The sequence below is a fragment of the Streptomyces sp. NPDC051561 genome (assembly GCF_044454195.1).
Lineage (GTDB): Bacteria > Actinomycetota > Actinomycetes > Streptomycetales > Streptomycetaceae > Streptomyces.
Map to the genome: position 1 here is coordinate 105,597 of NZ_JBITDM010000019.1, position 18,480 is coordinate 124,076.

Sequence of the window (18,480 nt, forward strand, 5' to 3'; positions counted from 1 at the left end):
CGCACCCGCAAGCGTGAGGCCCATGACCCACACCCCGCTCGTCGCCCCCACCGCCCCGGCGGCCGCCCTCCCCCTCTCCCCCGCCCGCCGCGTCCTGCGCGCCCTGGCCGTCGTCTCGTGCGTCCCGTACCTGGCCCTCAAGGCCGGCTGGATCGCGGGCGGCCGGCTGGGCATCCCGGACGGCAGCTTCCTGCTCACTCACGCGGACGCGATGGTCTGGGTGAACGCGCTGACCGTGCTGATGGACGGGGCCGTGATCGTCCTGGCCCTGCTGCTCACCCGGGCCTGGGGGCGCCGCGTCCCCGCCGCGCTGCTGGCACTGCCCATGTGGGCGGCGACCGGACTGCTGGCCCCGATCATGGTCGCCTTCCCGCTCCAGCTGCTGGGCAAGGTCCTCACCGGCGGCGGGCCGGCTCCCACGGGCAGTGCGCCGTTCCTGGACGAGTGGGTCTTCGGGGTGGTGTACGGCGGCTTCATCGTGCAGGGGATCGCCCTGGGCGGGCTCTTCGTGCCGTACGCCCGTGAGCGGTGGGGCCACCTGTGGCAGGGCCGGATCACCCAACTCGGCGCGCACCGCGCCGGGTTGAGGGCCGGCGCACTGGTGTCAGCCGTGCTGGCCGCACTCACCGCCGTACCGCACGCGCTGCGGGCGGCCGGTGCGGCCACCGCGTTCTCGCTGGGCGAAGGACCGGCCGGCGAGAACGCCCTGTCGGTCGACGTACGCCTCGTGGACGGGGTCCACGCCCTCTTCGCCCTGGCCCTCGCCGCGAGCCTGCTGCTCCTCGCGCTGCGGGCCGGCGGCACCCTGCGGCTGCGGGCGCCCCTGGCCGTGGCCTGGGTGGGGTCGGGGGTGCTCGGGTGCTGGGGCGGCTGGCTGCTGCTCAGCGCGGTGCTCGGCGGGCTCGACGGAGAACGCCCCGCCTGGGCGCTGTCGCTGACCTACGCTGTCCGGATGATCGCCGGCCTGCTCGCCCTCGGCTGCGGCAGCGCGTTCTTCGTGCGGCGGCACACTGCGGGATCCGTATGACCACCGCGTTGCGCGGCAGGCTCTTCGGCCGGCCCGCCAGGGCCGGCTGGCTCCATCTGGTGGTGGGCGGCGCCCTGTTGATGCCGTTCTACCTGGTGGCGATCGTGGTGGTCGGGCCGATGGCCGGTACGCGGAACGTCTTCGTCTCGGTACCGGCACAGCTCCTGGCGTTCCTGGCCGCCCTGCCGCTGATCGCCCTCTGCGGCCTGTTCGCCCCGGCCAGGCCGCTGTCGGTGGCGGCGATCCGTTCACTGAAGCTGCTGCCGGAGGTGGCGGGCGGGGGCGACGGGCTGGCGGAGGGCGCGGCGGGGACGCGGGCGGCGCGGATGCGGGCCGCCGGGTGGCTGACGCTGCATCTGGGGCTCGGCGGGATCATCAGCGGGGCGTCGCTGGCGCTGACCCCGTTCGCGGTGCTGCTGATGGCCCTGCCGTTCGTGCCCGCGCTGCGCGACACCCCGTTCGACGTACCCGAACTCACCGGCCGGGACTGGACGCTGACGCTTGCTCCGGTGGCCGGGGTGGTCTCGATGCTGCTGCTCGCGGCGGCGAGCGCCGGGAGCGCCGCACTGCTCGCCCGCGTCGCGCCGCTGCTGCTCGGGCCGACCCCCGCCGACCGGCTGGCGGCGGCCGAACGGCGGGCCGCCGACCTCGCCGCCCGCAACCGCCTCGCCCGTGAGCTGCACGACTCGGTGGGGCACGCGCTGAGCGCGGTCACCCTCCAGGCGGGCGCGGCCCGCAAGGTGCTGGACAGCGGGCGGGCCTCGGACGTCGCTTTCGTACGGGAGGCCCTGGCCGCCATCGAGGAGACCACCCGCCGCACCGTGGGCGAACTCGACGCCGTACTGGGCGTACTGAGACGCGGCGAGGAGGACCCGGCCGACTTCGCGGGACCCGCCCTGGACGCCCTCGACGACCTGCTGGCCCGCAGTGGCGTCCCGGTCACCCGCACCGGGGACGGCGACCTCACCAAGGTGCCGGAGCCGGTGTCCAGGGAGGCGTACCGGATCGTCCAGGAGGGCCTGAGCAATGCCCTGCGGCACGGCGGCGCGGCACCGGTAACCCTCCATCTGGCGCTCACCGGTGGGGAGTTGGCGCTCATCATGGAAAATCCGCTGCCCGGAAAGGCTCCAGCGGTACGTCCCGGGGGCGGCCGTGGGCTGCGAGGCGCCGCCGAGCGGGCGGTCCTGCTCGGCGGGCACCTCGGGGCCGGACCGCGCGGCGAGGTCTGGCGGCTGGCCGCCCGACTGCCGCTCGACCGCACCTCCCGTACACAGGAAGGCACTTCATGAACTCCCCCGTCCGCCTCGTCCTCGCCGACGACGAGCGCATGGTCCGCACCGCCCTGCGCGTCATCCTTCAGGCCGAGCCCGATCTGGAGGTCGTCGGCGAGGCGGCCACCGGTGCCGAGGCGGTCCCGGTGGTGCGGGCGCTGCGGCCGGACGTCGTCCTGATGGACGTGCGGATGCCGGAGATCGACGGCATCCGCGCCACCGAACAGATCCTGGCCACCATGGACGAGCCGCCCCGGATCGTGGTCGTCACCACCTTCGAGAACGACTCCTACGTCTACGACGCCCTGCGCGCGGGCGCGGCCGGGTTCCTGCTGAAGCGGGCGGCGGCCGAGGACCTGGTGCAGGCGGTCCGGCTGGTGGCCCGCAGCGACAGCCTGCTCTTCCCGGCGGCGGTCCGCGCCCTGGCCGCCGCGTACAGGCCCCGCCCGCCGGCGGCCGTCGCGCCCTGGGTGAAGCGGCTCACCGAACGGGAGGCGGAGGTGCTCCGGCTGATGGCCAAGGGCCTCACCAACGCGGAGATCGCCGCCGCCCTCGGCTTCGGTGCGGCCACCGCGAAGACCCACGTGGCGGCGGTGCTGGCGAAGACGGGCGCCAGGGACCGCACCCAGGCCGTGATCATCGCGTACGAGACGGGCTTCATCCGCCCTTCGTGAAGCCGCTCTCGCCCATGAGGAAACCGTTCCCCACATGAGGAAAGCATGAGAAGCCGGACTTAACGGAACTCTGGCCACCGCTCGCTCGTCCTCCCCCACAGGATGAACAAGACGATCAGGCACGCCTCGGTCTTCTGTCTGCTGCTCGTCCTCGCGCTCCTGGTGCGGGTGACCTGGGTGCAGGGTTTCGAAGGCAAGGCTCTCGCGGACCACAAGGACAACCGGCGGAACATCATCGCGCAGTACGCGAACCCGCTCGGGAACATCATCGTGGCCGGTTCCCCGGTCACCGGATCGAAGAAGACGGCAGGAGGCGACCTCGCGTACAAGCGGACGTACACCGAAGGTGAGCTGTACTCGGCGGTCACCGGCTACAGCTCTCAGGTGTACGGCTCGACCCAGCTGGAAGGCGTCTACAGCCATGTGCTGGACGGCACCGACGACCGGCTGAAGAACCCCACCGACCTGCTGATGGGCAAGCACACCCGCCCCGGCAACGTGGTGACGACCATCGACCCGGCCGTGCAGAGGGCCGCGTTCGAGGCGCTCGGCAACAAGAAGGGCGCGGCCGTCGCGATCGACCCGAAGACCGGGCGGATCCTCGGCATGGTCTCCACCCCCTCGTACGACCCGTCGAAGATCAGCGGACAGGGCGACGCCGAGGAGTGGAAGCGGCTGACGTCGGGCAGCGACGAGGACAAGGCGATGACCAACCGGGCGATGCGCCAGCCGCTGCCACCCGGCTCGACGTTCAAGCTCGTGGTGGCCTCGGCCGCGCTGGAGGACGGGCTGTACGGCTCGGTGGACGTGCCCACGTCCAGCCCCAGCCCGTACACCCTGCCCGGCACCAGGACCGTCCTGCACAACGAGAACCGCTCCGCCCCCTGCGAGAACGCGACCCTGCGCACCGCCCTCAAGTACTCCTGCAACAACGTCTTCGCCAAGCTGGCGGTGGACCTGGGCCAGGACAAGGTGAAGGCGATGGCGGAGAGGTTCGGCTTCAACAGCGACAAGCTGGATGTGCCGGTGCGGGCGTACGAGAGCGTCTACCCCAAGGGCATGGACAAGGCGCAGACCGCGCTGACCGGCATCGGCCAGTTCGATGTGACGGCCACCCCGCTCCAGATCGCGATGGTGTCGGCGGCGCTGTCCAACGGCGGGGAGCTGCCCGCCCCGCACATGGTGTCCCAGGTGACGAGCGCCGGCGGCGACGTACTGGAGAAGTACGACGACGGGGCCGACGCGAAGCGCGTGGTCTCGGAGCGGACGGCCGAGCAGCTGCGCAGCGCGATGGTCACGGTCGTCGAGGACGGCACGGGCACCAACGCACGGATCCCGGGCGCCGAGGTCGGCGGCAAGACGGGTACCGCACAGCACGGCGTGGCCAACAGCAAGACGCCGTACGCCTGGTTCACCTCCTACGCCAAGGACCCCGCGACGGGGAAGGAGGTCGCGGTGGCGGTCATGATCGAGGACTCCGGTGCGGCCCGCTCGGAGGTCAGCGGCAACGGGCTCGCCGCCCCGGTGGCGCAGAGGATGATGAAGGCGGCGCTGGGCAGGTAGCGAGTGGGGCGCGGCGTCCCGCGCCGCGCCCCACCCCCTCGTCCGGAGAGCTACTGGACGCCCGCCCACCGCTTGACCGTCGCCTCGGCCTCGGCGCGCTGCTCCGGTACCAGCTTGGAGATCAGGGCGCCGTGGTTGGAGTCCGGGGCGACGTACAGGTGGGAGTCCTTGCGGGAGGGGCGGTACTTCTCCGCGCTCCACGGGTCGTTCTGCCCGTACACGAACATCATCCGCTGGCCGTGCTTGTTGACCCAGCGGTCGACGTCCTTGGCGTCCCAGCCGCTGTAGCGGGTGCGCATGTCGGCGGGGAGCAGGGAGTTGGGCTGGTAGATGTCCGGGTGGTTGCGGACGTCGCGCAGGTGCTTGAACGTGAGGTCGGCCCAGCCGAGCTGGGCGGCGGCCTGGCGGTAGTAGGGGCCGGTGCCCGCGGGGCCCGCGTCGCTGTCCGAGTAGACCGACAGGCCGTGGCCGAGCGACCAGTCGTAGAGCTCCTTGTCGGTGGCCTTCCTGGCGTCGGGCACGGTCGGGCAGTTGGTGTAGGAGCCGGACTGCCAGAAGTTCCAGACCTGGTCCAGGACGGAGAACTCGTAGGCGCGGTCGGCCGATCCGAGCTGCTTGAAGGTGAGCCCCTGCTCCTTGGAGGTGGCCTCGAAGAGCGGCAGGATCGCCTTGCGGCGGACCAGCATCTCGCGCTGCACGGCGTCCAGCGCGGTGCGGCACTCGGGGGTGCCGACGCCTGCGAAGAAGTTGTCGTAGACGCGGTCGTCGCGGTTGTCCGCGTCGTTGGGGGCGACGTACGCGACGACGGCGTCCAGGTCGTCCGGGTAGAAGCGCTCGTGGTAGACCTGCGTCATTCCGCCCTTGCTGGCCCCGGTGCCCAGCCACTTCGCGGTGTAGATCTTCTTCAGCGAGCGGACGATGCGGTGTTCGTCGGCGGCCTGCTGCTGGATGGTGAGCTTGCTCCAGTCGGTCTTCCCCGCCGGGACGGACTTGCCGAAGAAGCGGTGCTCGACGCTGACCTGGTTGGCGCCCAGGAGCGTGGAGAGTTCGCGGGTGGACGAGGAGAGGGTGTAGCCGCCGGTGTAGTGGACCATCGGGGCGGTCTCGGCCTTGTGCCAGAGCGTGAACTGCTGCGGGAAGGTGCCGCGCCACGGGTTGTTGTGGTCGATCGGCTGTCTGATGGTCAGGGTGAAGTAGGGGCGGCCCTCCTTCAGGGTTTCCGAGACGATCGTCAGTCCGTCGATGCGCTCCAGCTTTTCGCGGATACCGGCGGCACCGGCCTGGGTGACAGGCGTGCCGGCGGACTCGTTGACGGGTGCCGCGACAGCAGCGGTGCCGGTGAGCACGCTGGTGGCGGCTATGAGTCCGGCGCAGAACAGGCTGGGAAGTACCTTCGTACGCAAGCTGAGTTCCCCTCGGGCCATGGCGACGCGGTGAGGTGTGCGTCGCAGTCCCGCATGGTAGGCACGGCCATCGGCCCGCCGTCAGCCCCCGAGGGAGATCGTGTGCCGCCCGCGGTGGTGGTTACGCCCTGCTCGCGGCCCACTTCGGGTCGCGTCCGCCGAGGCCCACCACCCGGTCCAGGAAGGGCGATCCGTACGGTACGTCCACGACCGGGCCGAAGATCTCCGAGCGGGCCGGGTTGTCGGCCTCCGGCGCCAGCAGGGCGTACACGACCTGGAGGCTGGCCCGGTCGCAGGTGAAGTGCTGGCCGGTGGCGCGGGCAAGGTCCCAGCCGTGCAGCACCAGTTCGTCGAGAGCGACCTGGGCGGCGACCCCGGCGGGCAGCGTGACGCCACCGGCCACGGTGCTGCCCTCCCACGCATCGGCGTCGCGCCAGACTTCGGTGAGCTCGGTGAGGCGGCGGGGCAGCAGACGCCGCCAGTCCACCGGAAGGCCGCCGTCCCCTGCGGCCGGCGTCCGCTTCCCGGCGGCGTCGCGAAAGGCGGCGGACAGCGTCAACAGGTGGGCGAGCAGGTCCCGTACGGAGAACTCCTCGCACGGCGTGGGCCCGTCCAGGCGTGCGTCGCTCACCCCGTCGAGGAGCCGCACCACCTCCCGGGCCGCGGGTTCCAGATCGAACACGACGGCGGTGGGGGCGGCGGTCGTGGTGGTGGTCATGAGGTCCCTCTCCTGAAGTCCCGGAAAGCCCAACGGGGGCACACAGGGAAGACTCGGCCGCCCCCGAAAACTCATCGCCCGGGGCCAAATTCCCTCAAAGATTCCGTCAACTCGCAGGTCGGAGCGGGTACATCGGGTTGTGTCACGCTGGGTGGATGAGCAAGGACACGTGGATGAGCGGGGGCCCTCCGGTGCGCCGGCTCGACCTCGGCCACTTCGTCCGCCCGGCGAGCGAGACCGGCACCGGGCACGCGCGGGTGGAGGAGGTACTGGGCTATCTCGTACGGCGGCCCGAGGGGCTGCTGCTCTTCGACACCGGGATGGGCGCGGGGGACGCCGAGGTGGACGCCCACTACCGGCCGCGGCGCCGGGACCTGACCGAGGCGCTGGCCGCCGCCGGGGTCGCCCCCTCGGACCTCTCCGTCGTCGTCAACTGCCATCTGCACTTCGATCACATCGGCGGCAACCCGCTGCTCGCGGAGCACCGGCTGCCCGTCTTCGTACAGGCGAAGGAACTGGCGACCGCACGGGCCGGGGACTACACCCTGGACGCGCTGGTGGATCCGCCAGGACCGCCGGTGCGCTACGAGGAGTTGGACGGCGAGGCGGAGATCTGGCCGGGGGTGCGCCTGGTGCCGACGCCGGGGCACACGGACGGACACCAGTCGCTGGTGGTCGAGTCGCCACCGGGCACGGGCGGCGGCCCGACGGTGCTGGCGGGGCAGGCCCACGACTTCGCGTCCGAGTTCTCCCACACGGTGCTCGCCGCCCGCACCGGGCTGGTCCCGGTCGACCGCCCGTGGGTCGCCCGGCTGGCCGAATTCGCCCCGCAGCGGGTGCTGTTCGCGCACGATCGCGCGGTCTGGACGCCGTAACGTACCGGCATCGGTCCACGAATCGCCGGGTACCGTCCATTGCTTGACGGGCAGCGGCCCGGTACCTAGCGTCGCGACCGGTCGACGCACCCCTGCCTCTCGTGCAAGCTCTCAGGCCTCAGGAGGCCTCTCCCATGCCCGAATCCTCCGTCCCGTCCCGCACCCTCCTGCTCACCGGCGCGGCCGGCGGCATCGGCACCCTGATGCGCGGGCTGCTCCCGGCGTACGGGTACACGCTGAGGCTCTTCGACGCGACACCCATCGAGGGCGAGCCGACCGCGGTGACCGCGGACCTCGGTGACAAGGAGGCGCTGCGGGAGGCGGTGGACGGGGTCGATGCGGTGGTCCACCTGGCGGGGATCTCGCTGGAGGCACCGTTCGAGAAGATCCTGCGGTCCAACATCGAGGGGACGTACAACCTCTACGAGGCGGCCAGGGAGGCGGGCGTGCGACGCGTCGTGAACGCCTCCAGCAACCACGCGGTCGGCTTCACCCCGCTGCCGGGCCCGGGCGGCCCGCCCGTACCCGTCGGCACCCCGCACCGTCCGGACAGCTTCTACGGGCTCTCCAAAGCGTTCGGCGAGGACCTGGCGCAGCTGTACTGGGACCGGGACGGGCTGGAGACGGTGTCGGTGCGGATCGGCGCCTGCTTCATGGAGCCCACTTCGGTACGGATGCTGTCGGTCTGGCTGAGCCCCGGCGACGCGGCCCGTCTCCTGGTCGCGGCGCTGAGCGCGCGCGGGGTGGGGCACACGGTGGTCTACGGCTCGTCGGCGAACACCCGGCTGCACTGGGACCTTTCGACGGCGCGCGCGCTCGGCTACGTACCGCAGGACGACTCCGAGCAGTACGCCGAGAAGCTGCTCGCGGAGCACGGCGAACTGCGTCCGGGAGACCCGGACCACGATCTGCTCGGGGGTTCGTTCTGCGTGGACCCGCCGCAGTGGCCGTACTGAACACCACAGGCCGCGGCGAACAGGTTCCGCACCGAACTGCCCGCGCACCGAAAAGCGTTCGCGGTACGGGCCGCGGCCGGGGAGGATTCCGCGTATGCCCAAACCTTCTGGATTCAGCTACGAACCGCGTGCCGACGGCACCGTCACCCTCACCCATCGCACCCGTGCGGCGACCACCCTGCGCGGGGACCGGGCGGACAAGTTCCTGACCGAGGTGGAGTCGGGGGACGCGCAGCTCGTCATGGCGCGCTGGACCGGGGCGTACAAGTTCGGCAACGAGCGGATGGCCCGCAATCACCCGCGAAACCGCTGATCGGGGACATCTTCGCGGCTGCCGGGGAATTCCCGGGGAATTGGTCGCAAGGTAAGGGAACGGCAAAGGCCTCCCGGTCGTTACCCCAGGCATGACCGCAATGACCCCTGGCTCGAACATTCCGCTTCCCACCGCCCGCGTGGCCGTGGACGTTGCCGCCCCGGTGCGGCTCGACGTGTCGGGCCTGCTGCTCACCGCCGACGGCAAGGTGCGCTCCGACGACGACTTCATCTTCTTCAACCAGCCCGCGGGGCCCGGTGTGACCTACCGTTCCGGCGGCGGCAGCACCCCGGACGCCATCGTGGTGGACACCGCGGCGCTCCCGGCCGGGATCGAGCGGGTCGTGGTGACCGCGAGCCCGGACGCGGCGGGCCAGAGCTTCCAGGGCATCGAGCCCACCGCCACCGTGCGCGGCGCCGACGACCAGAGCGTGATCGCCACCTTCACGCCCCCGAAGCTGGGCACCGAGACGGCCCTGGTGGTCGTCGAGATCTACCAGCGCAACGGCGCCTGGAAGGTCCGCGCGGTCGGCCAGGGGTACGCCAACGGGCTGGCGGGCATCGCCACCGACTTCGGCGTCAGCGTGGAGGAGCCCGCTCCGGTGCCCGTCGCCGCCCCGGCCGCACCTTCGGCCCCGGCCGCCCCGCCGGCCGCTCCCACGCCGTCCTACGACCCCCGGGTGGCCGCCGCACCGCAGGCGCCGTCCGCTCCCCCGGCCGCACCCGCCGCCCCGCCGGTGGGCAACGGCAAGATCAACCTCGACAAGGGCCGCGTCAGTCTCCAGAAGAACCAGACCGTCTCCCTGGTCAAGGGCGGCAAGCCGCTGCTCTCCCAGGTCAAGATGGGGCTCGGCTGGGAGCCCGCGTTCCGTGGCAAGGACATCGACCTCGACGCCTCGGTCATCGCCTACGACGGCAACCGCAAGATGATCGACAGCTGCTACTTCGGCAAGCTGTCGATCCTGAAGGGCGCGATCAAGCACTCCGGTGACAACCTCACCGGTGAGGGCGCGGGCGACGACGAGGTGATCGTGGTCGACCTGGGCCGCATCCCCCCGGAGGCCACCGGCCTGGTCTTCACGGTGAACTCCTTCACCGGCCAGAAGTTCACCGAGGTCGCCAAGGCCTACTGCCGCCTGCTCGACGGCGCCACCGGCGAGGAACTGGTCCGCTTCGACCTGACCGGCGCGGAGCCCCAGACCGGCGTCATCATGGCGAAGCTGATCAAGCAGTTCAGCGGCGAATGGGAAATGACCGGCATCGGCGACTTCGTGAAGTCCCGCACCGTCCGCGGCATGGTGAAGCCGGCGGCCCAAGCCCTCTGACCCTCACCCCGGCCCCCTACCTCAGCACGCTTGGGCGGCAGGGCCGCCCCCAGGGGGCGGAACGGGCGGGCAAGGGGGCGGACCCTCACGGAGTCGCACCCCCTGCCCGGCCCACCCCGGACCCCGCCCACCCCACGGCCGCCCGCGTGACCGATCCCACCCCTCCAGAGCCGTTTGGCCGCAGAATCTCCCACGTAGCCTGGTACCCATGTCCACCACCCCGCCCCTCGAACCGCCCCCACAGGGCCCCGTCGAGGAGACGAACGCGGCGATCCGCCGCCTCATGGACGCCCAGACCACGGACACCACCTGGCCCTCCGAGGAGTACGGACTCCTCCTCGTCGAGTGGGCCGAAGCCATGGCCGAACCCTCCGAGCCCGTCGCCTAGCCGGCCCCCACCACCCACCACGGCGAACGCCTCCGCCCCGTACCCCAATCGTGATGATCGGGGTACGGGGCGGAGGCGATTTTCCCGGAGCCGCGGACGGCTCAGAGCTTGGTCAACTTGGAGTAGGGGCTGAGAATCCGCCCCTGACGCCCGGAGAAGTCGATGAGTACGGCGAGGTCTCCCTCGACCCCCACGACTCTTCCGAGTCCGAATTGATCATGCGAAACCCGGTCCCCCACCTCATAGTTCTCAATGGGCGGGGCGGCCGGGGCCGGGACGTTGAAGGGACTGGACGGCAGGTGTCGCCGGGCTCCGGCTGGCTTTGTCATTACCTTCAGTATGCGCCCACCGGACGGCAGATGCCATGCCCGTCTTTCTCCTGCCCCCCTGGTCCAGACCTCACCAGGGCCCCCATCAGCCCCTCCAGAGGGAGGAGGCCGACCCACGAACCCCTTGCCGCGCCGCCCGCGCGCCTACGTACGCCACACGACCTCATCCGGTGCGTCGCCATACAGTTCAAGTACTTCACGGGCGAACATCACCAGGTCACTCACGCGCTTTCCGGAGGGCTGCACTCGCGTCCAGAGCTCAAGATTCTCCGGGCGGTTGTCGTCCCGGATTCCGTTCCTGTGGTGAACGTTCTCGTGGGACAGGAGAGGGCGGCCCAGCATGCGCTCCATCACCAATCGGTGCTCCCCCACCACTCGCCCCGCTCCCAGATACAAACATCGGTACCCGTTACGAATGTGCCCCCTGCTCGGGGCGCGCCTTGTCATGTTCCCGCCACGTCGGGTTCGCTCGTAGTGATAGCGGACGGGCAGATCGCTATTCATCACACCGAGCTACCTCATGAACAACCCTAAGGGGTTGTTGAGTGAGTCCCACCTCGGTTGGCGGCACCACTCTCACCAGCGGTACCCGCCTGGAGCCAGCCCGCGAGGCCCCCCAGGTCATGCCGGCCCCGGCGAGCCGCTCGGCCGCGTTCGCCTTGCGCAGCAGGGCGCGCCGCTTGGCGGGCCGCAGCGCCATCAGGTCGCGGTGCGCGGTCAGCACGGGTACGGACTTGGGTGCGACGGCGTTCTCCGGGTGGTGCCGACGGTCCACCGCGTACTGGAACAGGTCGCCCTGCCACGGCTTCGCCGGGTCGGGTGCGGCATGCACCAGGTTGAGTACGTCACCGAAGCGGAACCCCTTGGAGGCGGTGTCGTACTTCAGCAGCGACTTGCCGTGATAGAGCCGCTGGACGGCGTCCGCCACCCCGCGCTTCACGGGCTTGGGGAGGGCGCGGCCGTACGACGCGGTCCAGTACGCGAGGAGTTCACCGGGCTCGTCCGGCCGCTGGAGCACCGAGGCGATCACCGAGCGGTTCGACGGGCCTTCGCTCACGCCCGCGTCGAGCCGCGCCTTGACGTACTCGGCGGCGCCGACGATCGAAGCGGTACGCATGTGGCCCTCGTCGCGCAGCCAGCCGAGCAGGCCGGCCGTCCACTGCGCATCCTCGACGGCGAGGAGGAAGAGCTCGGACTTGGCGTCGCGGAGGTGACCGTGGCCGCCCTCGTGGTTGGTCACGGTCCCGCCGGTCGTCGCGACGGGCGAAGCCGCGACGGGCGAAGTCGCCGCACGCTTACGGGTGTTGAATCGAGCCATGGTGAATTCCCCCGAATTCGCTGGGGGAAGCACAACGCGAAAGGGAAAGGGTGCCCGAGATCATTGTCGGCGACGGACTCAGCCTGATGCTCTACCGATTGAGCTACACCGGTCGAAGACCGGCGGCGGGTTTCGAAGCCGCAACCGTCGGGTCCAATGAGGTAACCGTTGCCTGCGCACCGGGCACCCCTTCCCTCTCGCGCCGGGCCTCCCGAGATCAATGCTGGCAGCGGCGGTTTCGGTGCAAGAAGTAGCCACTGCCCTCGCACCGGGAGGTGCGTGAAGCAGGAAGTCGTGATGTGTCCAGAGTTCATTCCGGCGGGACCGACATGAGGTGCTCTGGCCCCTGAGCTACACCGGCACGAATACCGGTGACGGGACTCGAACCCGGGGCCTCCCCATTAGCAGTGGAAGTAGGTCCTGCCTGCGCACCTGGACACGTCCATGGGAGTACGACCCCGGTGTGCGCCAAGGAATTAACGCAGGGCAGGCTTCGAGGTGGCGTCCCGCGTGGAGTACGTCACCACGCGTGCGATACCGCAACCGCGCGCCCCCTCACAGGCGTCGCACACATCGTCCGGGGTCGGCCGGGCGAACGGGAGGGGATCACGGGCATGGCAGCCGCATCATCAGCAGCGGAGCCGTCGCAGTACCGCATCGTGGCACCGCTCGGCGAAGGTGGCACGGGGCGGGTGGAACTCGCCCTGGGGCCCGGCGGGCGGCTGGTCGCACTGACGACCGTGCATCCGCACCTGGCCGCCGACGCGCTCTTCGGGCAGCGCTTCGGCCGCGAGATCACGGCGGCCAGGACAGTCCGGCACCCCTGCGTGGCAGCCGTCGTCGACGCCGGCCCGGCGGACGAACCCCCGTGGCTGGTGAGCGAGTTCTGCGCCGGGCCGCCCCTGGTGGAGGCGATCGGCACCTACGGACCGCTGGACTCCGCCGGGCTGGGGGCGCTGGGTGCCGCGCTCGCCGGAGCGCTGGCCGCGGTGCACTCCGCCGGGCTGGTGCACGGCAACCTCAAGCCCTCCCACGTGGTCATCACCGAGGACGGGCCCAAGGTGCTGGGGCTCGGTTTCGGCCATCCGCAGGGCGCGGCCCCCGCGGCCTCGTCTGCCACCGCCATCGGAAAGCTCGGCTTCCTCGCCCCCGAGCAGCTCCCCGGGACCTCCGCCCCGGCGGCCGACGCAGGACCGCCCGCCGACGCAGGACCGCCCGCCGACGCCGCCCCGCCCGCCGACGCCGCCCCGCCCGCCGACGTCGGCCCGCCCGCCGATGTGTTCGCCCTCGGGGCGCTGCTCGCCCTGGCCAGCACCGGTCGCAACCCCTTCGGCTCCGGCGGCGCCGCACAGGTGCTGCACCGGACCCTGCACGAGGCACCCGACCTTGTGGGGGTGCCGGGCGAGGAGTGGTCCGGCTTCCTGGGGCGGTGCCTGGCGCGGGACCCCGCACAGCGGCCGGGTGTCGAGGAGGCGCGGGAGTGGTGTGCCGGGCGGGCCGAGGCGACGCAGCCGTGGTGGGAGGGGGAGGTGATCCTCGGGGTGGTGCGGGAGCACCGGACGGCGATGGCCGAACTGGTGGACGTACAGGGCGAGTTGGGTGATCCGGAGTGGGACGCCGAACCGGAGGACGCGATTCCGGAGGCCTTCCGCAGACCGCGCGCGCCCGTCGACGTACCTGCGTCGGCTCCTGCGTCGGCTCCTGCGCCCGCACCCGTCGCCCCCCTGCCCGCACCCTGCCCTCCCGCACCCCGTCCTCCCGCACCCCGCCGTCGCCGGTTTCTGGCCTGGGCGGGGGCGGCGGTGACCGTCGTGTCGGGTTCGACGACGGCTGCCGTGCTGCTGCTCGGCGACGGGTCGCCCAAGAGGGCGCAGAACAACGCGCCTTCACCAGTGACGAGTTGGCGTTCCGGGCGCACGGCGTGGTCGCGGGATCTCGGGGCCTCTCCCGGCTACGGGGGCGGGCTGTTGCGGCACGGGGACGCGCTGTACGTACGGGCGGGCGGGGCGCTGACCCGGCTGGACGCGCGGACGGGTGCGGTGCGGTGGCGTTACGAGGCCGGCCAGCTGGCGGATGCGCAGGTGCGGGGCGACACCGTGTTCGTGCTGCGGCTGCCGTTGCTGGAGCCCGGGATCGTGGCGCTGGACGCGACTTCGGGGGCGGTCCGCTGGGAGAGTCCGCCGCGGGTCCGCAACCCGTTCCGCCCCTTCGACCCGGCGGCCCGTGCCGTCGAACTCGACGGCGGTTCCGCCCACTTGAGCGTCTCCGGCTCGGTCGCCTGCCTGGTGACGTACGCGGCCGACAACACCGACTGGGAGCGGCGCGCGGTCCACGGCAGGCACTGGAGGGCGTACGGCTTCGACGCGCGCAGGGGTACGCCGCTGTGGCATCGGGCGGGGACGGTGACCGGGGTTCCCGCGGTCCACCAGGGCGGCGGTCGGCTCGCGGTCGCGACGGCCGAGGAGGCGCCGTCGCCGGGCGAGGGCGCCTACGGTCCACTGGTCGTGCTGCGGGAGCGGGACGGCACGGTGGAGCGGGAGATTCCGGGTGGTGCGGCGCATCCCGAGGCCCACGCGGGCGTCTCCGGAACGCGGTACTACCCGGGCAAATCCGCCGTCTCGGCGGTCGATCTGGCGACCGGAAATCGCCGCTGGTCCCGCCCGGCGGGCGACGAGGCGACCATCACCCCGACCGCGACGGGCGGCCTGGTGCACACCGGGACCAATGGCGATCTGCGGGGCCTGGACGCCTCGACCGGTCGCCAGTTGTGGGTACGCACCGATGTCCGGCGCATCGACGCCGCCGACGAGGCACCCCCGCTGGTGGCCGACGGGGTGCTCTACGCGTCCGGGTCCGACCCTTCGAAGGCCGCCGATCCGGGCCGGCACACGGACGGGTGGGGGCTGCACGCCCTGAATCCGGTGACGGGCGCGCTGGTGTGGGCGATGCCGGTGGAGCGGATGGCGGGGGTGCGGGCGGCGGCGGGGGGCGGGCTGGTCCATCTAGCGTACGGGACACGGCTGTTGACGTTGCGGGGGCCGGAGGGCGGCAGGCCCGGCGGGTGAGGGGGAACAGGGGAGGAGTGAGCAGGCATGAGGAGGCATGCGGAGGCATGACGAGCCGTAAGCAGGCATGATCATCGTGACACTCCCGCCACTTCACCGTCCCGCTGCCCCACAGGCCACCGCCCCACCCCCTCACCGCCCCACCGGCCACCGCCCCACCCGAGAGGACCCCGCCCATGACCACCCCCTTCCCGCCCACCGGTCGCCGCGTCCTCGTCAGCGGTGCCTCCCGAGGCCTGGGGCGCGCCCTCGCCCAGGCCTTCGCCGCCAACGGCGACCGGGTCGCGGTGCACTTCGGTTCGCGTCGCGAGGAGGCCGAGCAGACCCTCGGCTCCCTCGCCGGTGCGGGGCACCTGCTGGCCGGCGGCGATCTGTCCACCCCCGAAGGGGCCTCCGCCGTCGCCGAGGCCGTGCACCTGGGGCTCGGCGGCATCGACGTACTGGTGAACAACGCGGCGGTGAACCTGCCGCACCCGCTCGCCACCACCCCGTACCAGGACTGGGCGAAGACCTGGCAGGACCACGTCTCCGTCAACCTCCTGGCCACGGCCAATCTCAGCCATCTCGCCGCGCACCGGATGATCGCGCAGGGCGGTGGTGGCCGCATCGTCAACGTCGGTTCACGCGGGGCGTTCCGGGGCGAGCCCGACCACCCGGCGTACGGGGCGACCAAGGCCGCGGTGCACGCGCTGGGCCAGTCCCTCGCCGTACATCTGGCCCCGCACGGCATCGCGGTGGCGTCCGTCGCTCCCGGGTTCTTCGCGACGGAGCGGGTGGCTCACCGGCTGAGCGGGGAGGAGGGCGAGGCGATCTTGGCACAGAGTCCGTTCGGCCGGGTGGGCTCCGCGGAGGAGATCGCCGCGGCCGTATTGTGGCTGGCCTCACCGGCCGCGGAGTGGGCCTCCGGCACCGTGCTGGACCTCAACGGGGCTTCACACCTGCGCACTTGAGCCAGGTCCGCCCAACCCAAGGTCAACTCGGGCGAATTACCTGCATTCCCAAGATTTCACGCAGAATGCCTTGACCCCCGGTGGTGGCAGCAATAGACATGCCCTACCGGCCGGGATCCGGGGAGGCCCCCGGCGGACACACCGTACGGACACCGCACAGACGCACTGCCGCAACGACGCGAGGGGGCGAGCCATGTGGATGCCAGGCAGGCTCGTGACCTTCATGAGAGCCGGCTGCTCCAGCTGGCCAACGTGACGGGAGTCGGCACCGGCAGGGACGAGTACTCGGGCGAGGACGTCATCGTCGTCTTCGTGACCCGGACCGTGCCCCGCGACCGGCTCCGTCCCGAAGACGTGGTTCCCAGGGAAGTCGAAGGCGTGCCCGTGCGCGTTCTCGCGATCGGCGAGGTCGAGGCACAGGACGGCACCGACGGCGGCAAGCGCTGACTCCGACAGACGCTGTCGCACCAACAGTCCCTGGCGCAATTCGCGTCCCCGGCGCCCCCAGGCGCCCTCTCTCTTACTTCATGCACCCCTGACGCACCGGGGAAGAGGTGGTCTGGCGTGAGCCAGCCCGAGATGATGCGAGGACCCACCGGCGGGCAGGTCAGTGACAGCTCCCGCCAGCAGGCGATATCCGACTTCCTGCGCCCGCAGGACCCGCTGGCCAACGTCGTCGGCTTCGGCCACGGCGTGAAGTGGGTCAACGGGGAGCCGACCGGCGAACCGGCGCTGCTCGTCCTGGTGAACCAGAAGGTTCCCGAGTCGATGCTGCCCGAGCGGGATGTCATTCCACGGCGGATGGACGACGGTACGCCCACCGACGTCCTGGCCGTCGGCCACATCTCCGCGCAGCGGCACCAGCAGGGCCAGCGGCGTGCGGGCATGCGTCACGAGGAGGACCAGTACGGTTCCGACGGCAGCCGTCTCGAACACTCGGCGCGCTTCTCGCAGCCGATGCTCGAAGAGTTCGGCGGCCAGGGAGCGTTCGAGCCGCAGTTGCTCAGGCGCCGGCTGCGTCCGTGCCCGTCCGGCTTCTCGGTCGGCAATGTCGCGGTGACGGCCGGCACGCTCGGCAGTGTGGTGTACGACTTCCTGCCCGGCGCGACCGTCGACCCGCCGGTGGCGGGCCTCGGCACCCCGGCGAAGTTCTACATCCTCAGCAACAACCACGTACTCGCCGACTCCAACCGGGCCTCGGCGGGCAGCGCGATCCTCCAGCCCGGCGTCTTCGACGGCGGTCAGAACCCGTCCGACAAGATCGCCACCCTGGACCGGTTCATCCCGATCCAGTTCGCCCCGCAGATTCCGCTGGAGCGGCACAACAACATCGTCGACGCGGCACTCGGCGCGGTCGACTTCCAGGACGCGACCCGCGAGCAGTACTTCAGCGGAGCCCCGCGTGCCTGGCGGCGCAAGATCAACGTCGGCGTCGGCAACCAGGTCAAGAAGACCGGCCGTACGACCAACATCAGTTTCGGCCGGGTCCTCGCGGTCGACGCCACCATCGACGTCAACTACGGCACGGCGGGCACCGCACGCTTCAAGGACCAGATCCTCACCACGAACATCTCGGCGGGCGGCGACTCGGGTTCCCTGGTCACCTCGCTCGACAACGTGGCGCTCGGTCTGCTCTTCGCCGGTTCGCAGTCCGTCACCGTGGTCAACCACATCGAGAACGTTCGCAGGCTGCTGCGGATCGAGATCGCCGAGCAGCTGGCCTGACGGCCGACGGACAGGGAAGGAGACAGCCGATCATGACCACCCAGGCACGCAAGTCGTCCAAGGGCCAGTCGAGTCAGCAGGAACACCGCTTCGTGAACCCGATGGGCGCGGAGGTCAAGACCCGGGACGAGGCGTTCGCCGCCGACCAGGCGTCCCAGGAGATCAACGCAGAAGCGTTGCAGACCGGCGCGAAGCTGCAGCTCCACAACGGGGCGACCACCTTCGAGCTGGAAGTCCGCTACAACCCCAACACCTACCCCTTCGTGATCACCGGCGGCCGTATCGTCTCCGGGATCTGCGGGGCACCGTGGGAGATCACCGGCGGCTCCATGGGCCAGCAGCTCCGCCTCACGGCCAAGCGCACCAGCCAGACGCCGTGCGCCGCCACCATCACCATCCTCGGCGAGTACCAGAACCCGCCGTCCTACCGGGGCACGTACGGGTTCGACGGCGCGTCGACGACGTTCCGCCACACCACCCGCTACGAGGTCTGACCCTCCCGGACGAGCGGGCCGGGGACCACTCCCCCCGGCCCGCTCGTCCCGCTGTGCGGGGGCGGTGCCGCATCCCTGGGCCCGCAC

At 71.4% G+C, this 18,480-nt stretch carries 18 protein-coding genes and 1 pseudogene; 14 read left to right on the forward strand and 5 right to left on the reverse strand.

The window, feature by feature from the left end:
* The first annotated feature begins 22 nt into the window (after window positions 1-22).
* The 4 genes from ACIA73_RS31765 (at window position 23) to ACIA73_RS31780 (ending at window position 4,535) form a co-directional block, all read left to right on the forward strand.
* Window positions 23-1,027, forward strand: coding sequence for a hypothetical protein (locus ACIA73_RS31765; RefSeq protein ID WP_399442325.1), 1,005 nt, complete (start codon window positions 23-25; stop codon window positions 1,025-1,027).
* Window positions 1,024-2,316 (forward strand): sensor histidine kinase, encoded by a 1,293-nt coding sequence (locus ACIA73_RS31770; RefSeq protein ID WP_399442326.1) that lies wholly within the window; start codon window positions 1,024-1,026, stop codon window positions 2,314-2,316. Before ACIA73_RS31765 ends, ACIA73_RS31770 begins: the two co-directional genes overlap by 4 nt.
* The gene (locus ACIA73_RS31775; RefSeq protein WP_399442327.1) at window positions 2,313-2,972 is read left to right on the forward strand and encodes a response regulator; all 660 of its coding nucleotides are present in this window, start codon (window positions 2,313-2,315) and stop codon (window positions 2,970-2,972) included. The genes ACIA73_RS31770 and ACIA73_RS31775 overlap by 4 nt, the downstream gene beginning before the upstream one ends.
* 102 nt (window positions 2,973-3,074) lie before the next feature.
* Entirely contained in the window at window positions 3,075-4,535 is a 1,461-nt protein-coding gene (locus ACIA73_RS31780; protein WP_399442328.1) for a peptidoglycan D,D-transpeptidase FtsI family protein, read from the forward strand.
* 50 nt (window positions 4,536-4,585) lie between these two features.
* On the opposite strand, the gene ACIA73_RS31785 is transcribed toward ACIA73_RS31780, so the two are convergent.
* Window positions 4,586-5,938 carry a S28 family serine protease gene (locus tag ACIA73_RS31785; protein ID WP_399442330.1) on the reverse strand — a complete coding sequence of 451 codons (1,353 nt, stop codon included), beginning with the start codon at window positions 5,936-5,938 and terminating at the stop codon, window positions 4,586-4,588.
* A gap of 121 nt (window positions 5,939-6,059) precedes the next feature.
* The gene (locus tag ACIA73_RS31790; RefSeq protein ID WP_399442331.1) at window positions 6,060-6,656 is read right to left on the reverse strand and encodes a TIGR03086 family metal-binding protein; all 597 of its coding nucleotides are present in this window, start codon (window positions 6,654-6,656) and stop codon (window positions 6,060-6,062) included.
* A 155-nt stretch (window positions 6,657-6,811) separates the two neighbouring features.
* On the opposite strand from ACIA73_RS31790, the gene ACIA73_RS31795 reads away from it, so the two are divergent.
* The 5 genes from ACIA73_RS31795 (at window position 6,812) to ACIA73_RS31815 (ending at window position 10,512) form a co-directional block, all read left to right on the forward strand.
* Entirely contained in the window at window positions 6,812-7,531 is a 720-nt protein-coding gene (locus tag ACIA73_RS31795) for an N-acyl homoserine lactonase family protein (protein WP_399442332.1), read from the forward strand.
* Between the two features lie 134 nt (window positions 7,532-7,665).
* A complete protein-coding gene (locus ACIA73_RS31800; protein WP_399442333.1) occupies window positions 7,666-8,487 on the forward strand; it encodes an NAD-dependent epimerase/dehydratase family protein in 822 nt (273 codons plus the stop codon).
* 94 nt (window positions 8,488-8,581) lie between these two features.
* Window positions 8,582-8,800, forward strand: a complete 219-nt coding sequence (locus tag ACIA73_RS31805; protein WP_399442334.1) for a hypothetical protein — start codon at window positions 8,582-8,584, stop codon at window positions 8,798-8,800.
* A 91-nt stretch (window positions 8,801-8,891) separates the two neighbouring features.
* The gene (locus ACIA73_RS31810) at window positions 8,892-10,124 is read left to right on the forward strand and encodes a TerD family protein (protein ID WP_399442335.1); all 1,233 of its coding nucleotides are present in this window, start codon (window positions 8,892-8,894) and stop codon (window positions 10,122-10,124) included.
* A gap of 208 nt (window positions 10,125-10,332) precedes the next feature.
* The gene (locus ACIA73_RS31815) at window positions 10,333-10,512 is read left to right on the forward strand and encodes a hypothetical protein (RefSeq protein WP_399442336.1); all 180 of its coding nucleotides are present in this window, start codon (window positions 10,333-10,335) and stop codon (window positions 10,510-10,512) included.
* Window positions 10,513-10,613: 101 nt separating this feature from the next.
* On the opposite strand, the gene ACIA73_RS31820 is transcribed toward ACIA73_RS31815, so the two are convergent.
* From ACIA73_RS31820 to ACIA73_RS31830, 3 genes and pseudogenes are all read right to left on the reverse strand, one after another.
* Entirely contained in the window at window positions 10,614-10,841 is a 228-nt protein-coding gene (locus ACIA73_RS31820) for a hypothetical protein (protein WP_185025425.1), read from the reverse strand.
* A gap of 144 nt (window positions 10,842-10,985) precedes the next feature.
* Complete coding sequence (locus tag ACIA73_RS31825) at window positions 10,986-11,345, reverse strand: HNH endonuclease (RefSeq protein ID WP_399442337.1); 360 nt, start codon at window positions 11,343-11,345, stop codon at window positions 10,986-10,988.
* 89 nt (window positions 11,346-11,434) lie between these two features.
* A pseudogene (locus ACIA73_RS31830) lies at window positions 11,435-12,159 on the reverse strand (TROVE domain-containing protein); the annotation flags it as partial.
* 614 nt (window positions 12,160-12,773) lie between these two features.
* On the opposite strand from ACIA73_RS31830, the gene ACIA73_RS31835 reads away from it, so the two are divergent.
* The 5 genes from ACIA73_RS31835 (at window position 12,774) to ACIA73_RS31855 (ending at window position 18,393) form a co-directional block, all read left to right on the forward strand.
* Window positions 12,774-15,224, forward strand: coding sequence for a PQQ-binding-like beta-propeller repeat protein (locus ACIA73_RS31835; protein WP_399442338.1), 2,451 nt, complete (start codon window positions 12,774-12,776; stop codon window positions 15,222-15,224).
* A gap of 176 nt (window positions 15,225-15,400) precedes the next feature.
* A complete protein-coding gene (locus tag ACIA73_RS31840; RefSeq protein WP_399442339.1) occupies window positions 15,401-16,174 on the forward strand; it encodes an SDR family NAD(P)-dependent oxidoreductase in 774 nt (257 codons plus the stop codon).
* Window positions 16,175-16,369: 195 nt separating this feature from the next.
* A complete protein-coding gene (locus ACIA73_RS31845; protein WP_399442340.1) occupies window positions 16,370-16,621 on the forward strand; it encodes a hypothetical protein in 252 nt (83 codons plus the stop codon).
* Window positions 16,622-16,738: 117 nt separating this feature from the next.
* Window positions 16,739-17,899, forward strand: a complete 1,161-nt coding sequence (locus tag ACIA73_RS31850) for a hypothetical protein (protein WP_399442341.1) — start codon at window positions 16,739-16,741, stop codon at window positions 17,897-17,899.
* Window positions 17,900-17,931: 32 nt separating this feature from the next.
* Entirely contained in the window at window positions 17,932-18,393 is a 462-nt protein-coding gene (locus tag ACIA73_RS31855; protein ID WP_399442342.1) for a hypothetical protein, read from the forward strand.
* The last annotated feature ends 87 nt before the right edge of the window (window positions 18,394-18,480 follow it).

Bases quoted from the DNA above. Each gene is read 5' to 3' on its own strand.
- ACIA73_RS31800 (WP_399442333.1), top strand. From the start codon at position 7,666: ATGCCCGAATCCTCCGTCCCGTCCCGCACCCTCCTGCTCACCGGCGCG.
- ACIA73_RS31810 (WP_399442335.1), top strand. From the start codon at position 8,892: ATGACCGCAATGACCCCTGGCTCGAACATTCCGCTTCCCACCGCCCGC.
- ACIA73_RS31770 (WP_399442326.1), top strand. From the start codon at position 1,024: ATGACCACCGCGTTGCGCGGCAGGCTCTTCGGCCGGCCCGCCAGGGCC.
- ACIA73_RS31840 (WP_399442339.1), top strand. From the start codon at position 15,401: ATGACCACCCCCTTCCCGCCCACCGGTCGCCGCGTCCTCGTCAGCGGT.
- ACIA73_RS31795 (WP_399442332.1), top strand. From the start codon at position 6,812: ATGAGCAAGGACACGTGGATGAGCGGGGGCCCTCCGGTGCGCCGGCTC.
- ACIA73_RS31765 (WP_399442325.1), top strand. From the start codon at position 23: ATGACCCACACCCCGCTCGTCGCCCCCACCGCCCCGGCGGCCGCCCTC.
- ACIA73_RS31825 (WP_399442337.1), bottom strand. From the start codon at position 11,345: ATGAATAGCGATCTGCCCGTCCGCTATCACTACGAGCGAACCCGACGT.
- ACIA73_RS31780 (WP_399442328.1), top strand. From the start codon at position 3,075: ATGAACAAGACGATCAGGCACGCCTCGGTCTTCTGTCTGCTGCTCGTC.
- ACIA73_RS31815 (WP_399442336.1), top strand. From the start codon at position 10,333: ATGTCCACCACCCCGCCCCTCGAACCGCCCCCACAGGGCCCCGTCGAG.
- ACIA73_RS31835 (WP_399442338.1), top strand. From the start codon at position 12,774: ATGGCAGCCGCATCATCAGCAGCGGAGCCGTCGCAGTACCGCATCGTG.
- ACIA73_RS31775 (WP_399442327.1), top strand. From the start codon at position 2,313: ATGAACTCCCCCGTCCGCCTCGTCCTCGCCGACGACGAGCGCATGGTC.
- ACIA73_RS31855 (WP_399442342.1), top strand. From the start codon at position 17,932: ATGACCACCCAGGCACGCAAGTCGTCCAAGGGCCAGTCGAGTCAGCAG.
- ACIA73_RS31790 (WP_399442331.1), bottom strand. From the start codon at position 6,656: ATGACCACCACCACGACCGCCGCCCCCACCGCCGTCGTGTTCGATCTG.
- ACIA73_RS31805 (WP_399442334.1), top strand. From the start codon at position 8,582: ATGCCCAAACCTTCTGGATTCAGCTACGAACCGCGTGCCGACGGCACC.
- ACIA73_RS31820 (WP_185025425.1), bottom strand. From the start codon at position 10,841: ATGACAAAGCCAGCCGGAGCCCGGCGACACCTGCCGTCCAGTCCCTTC.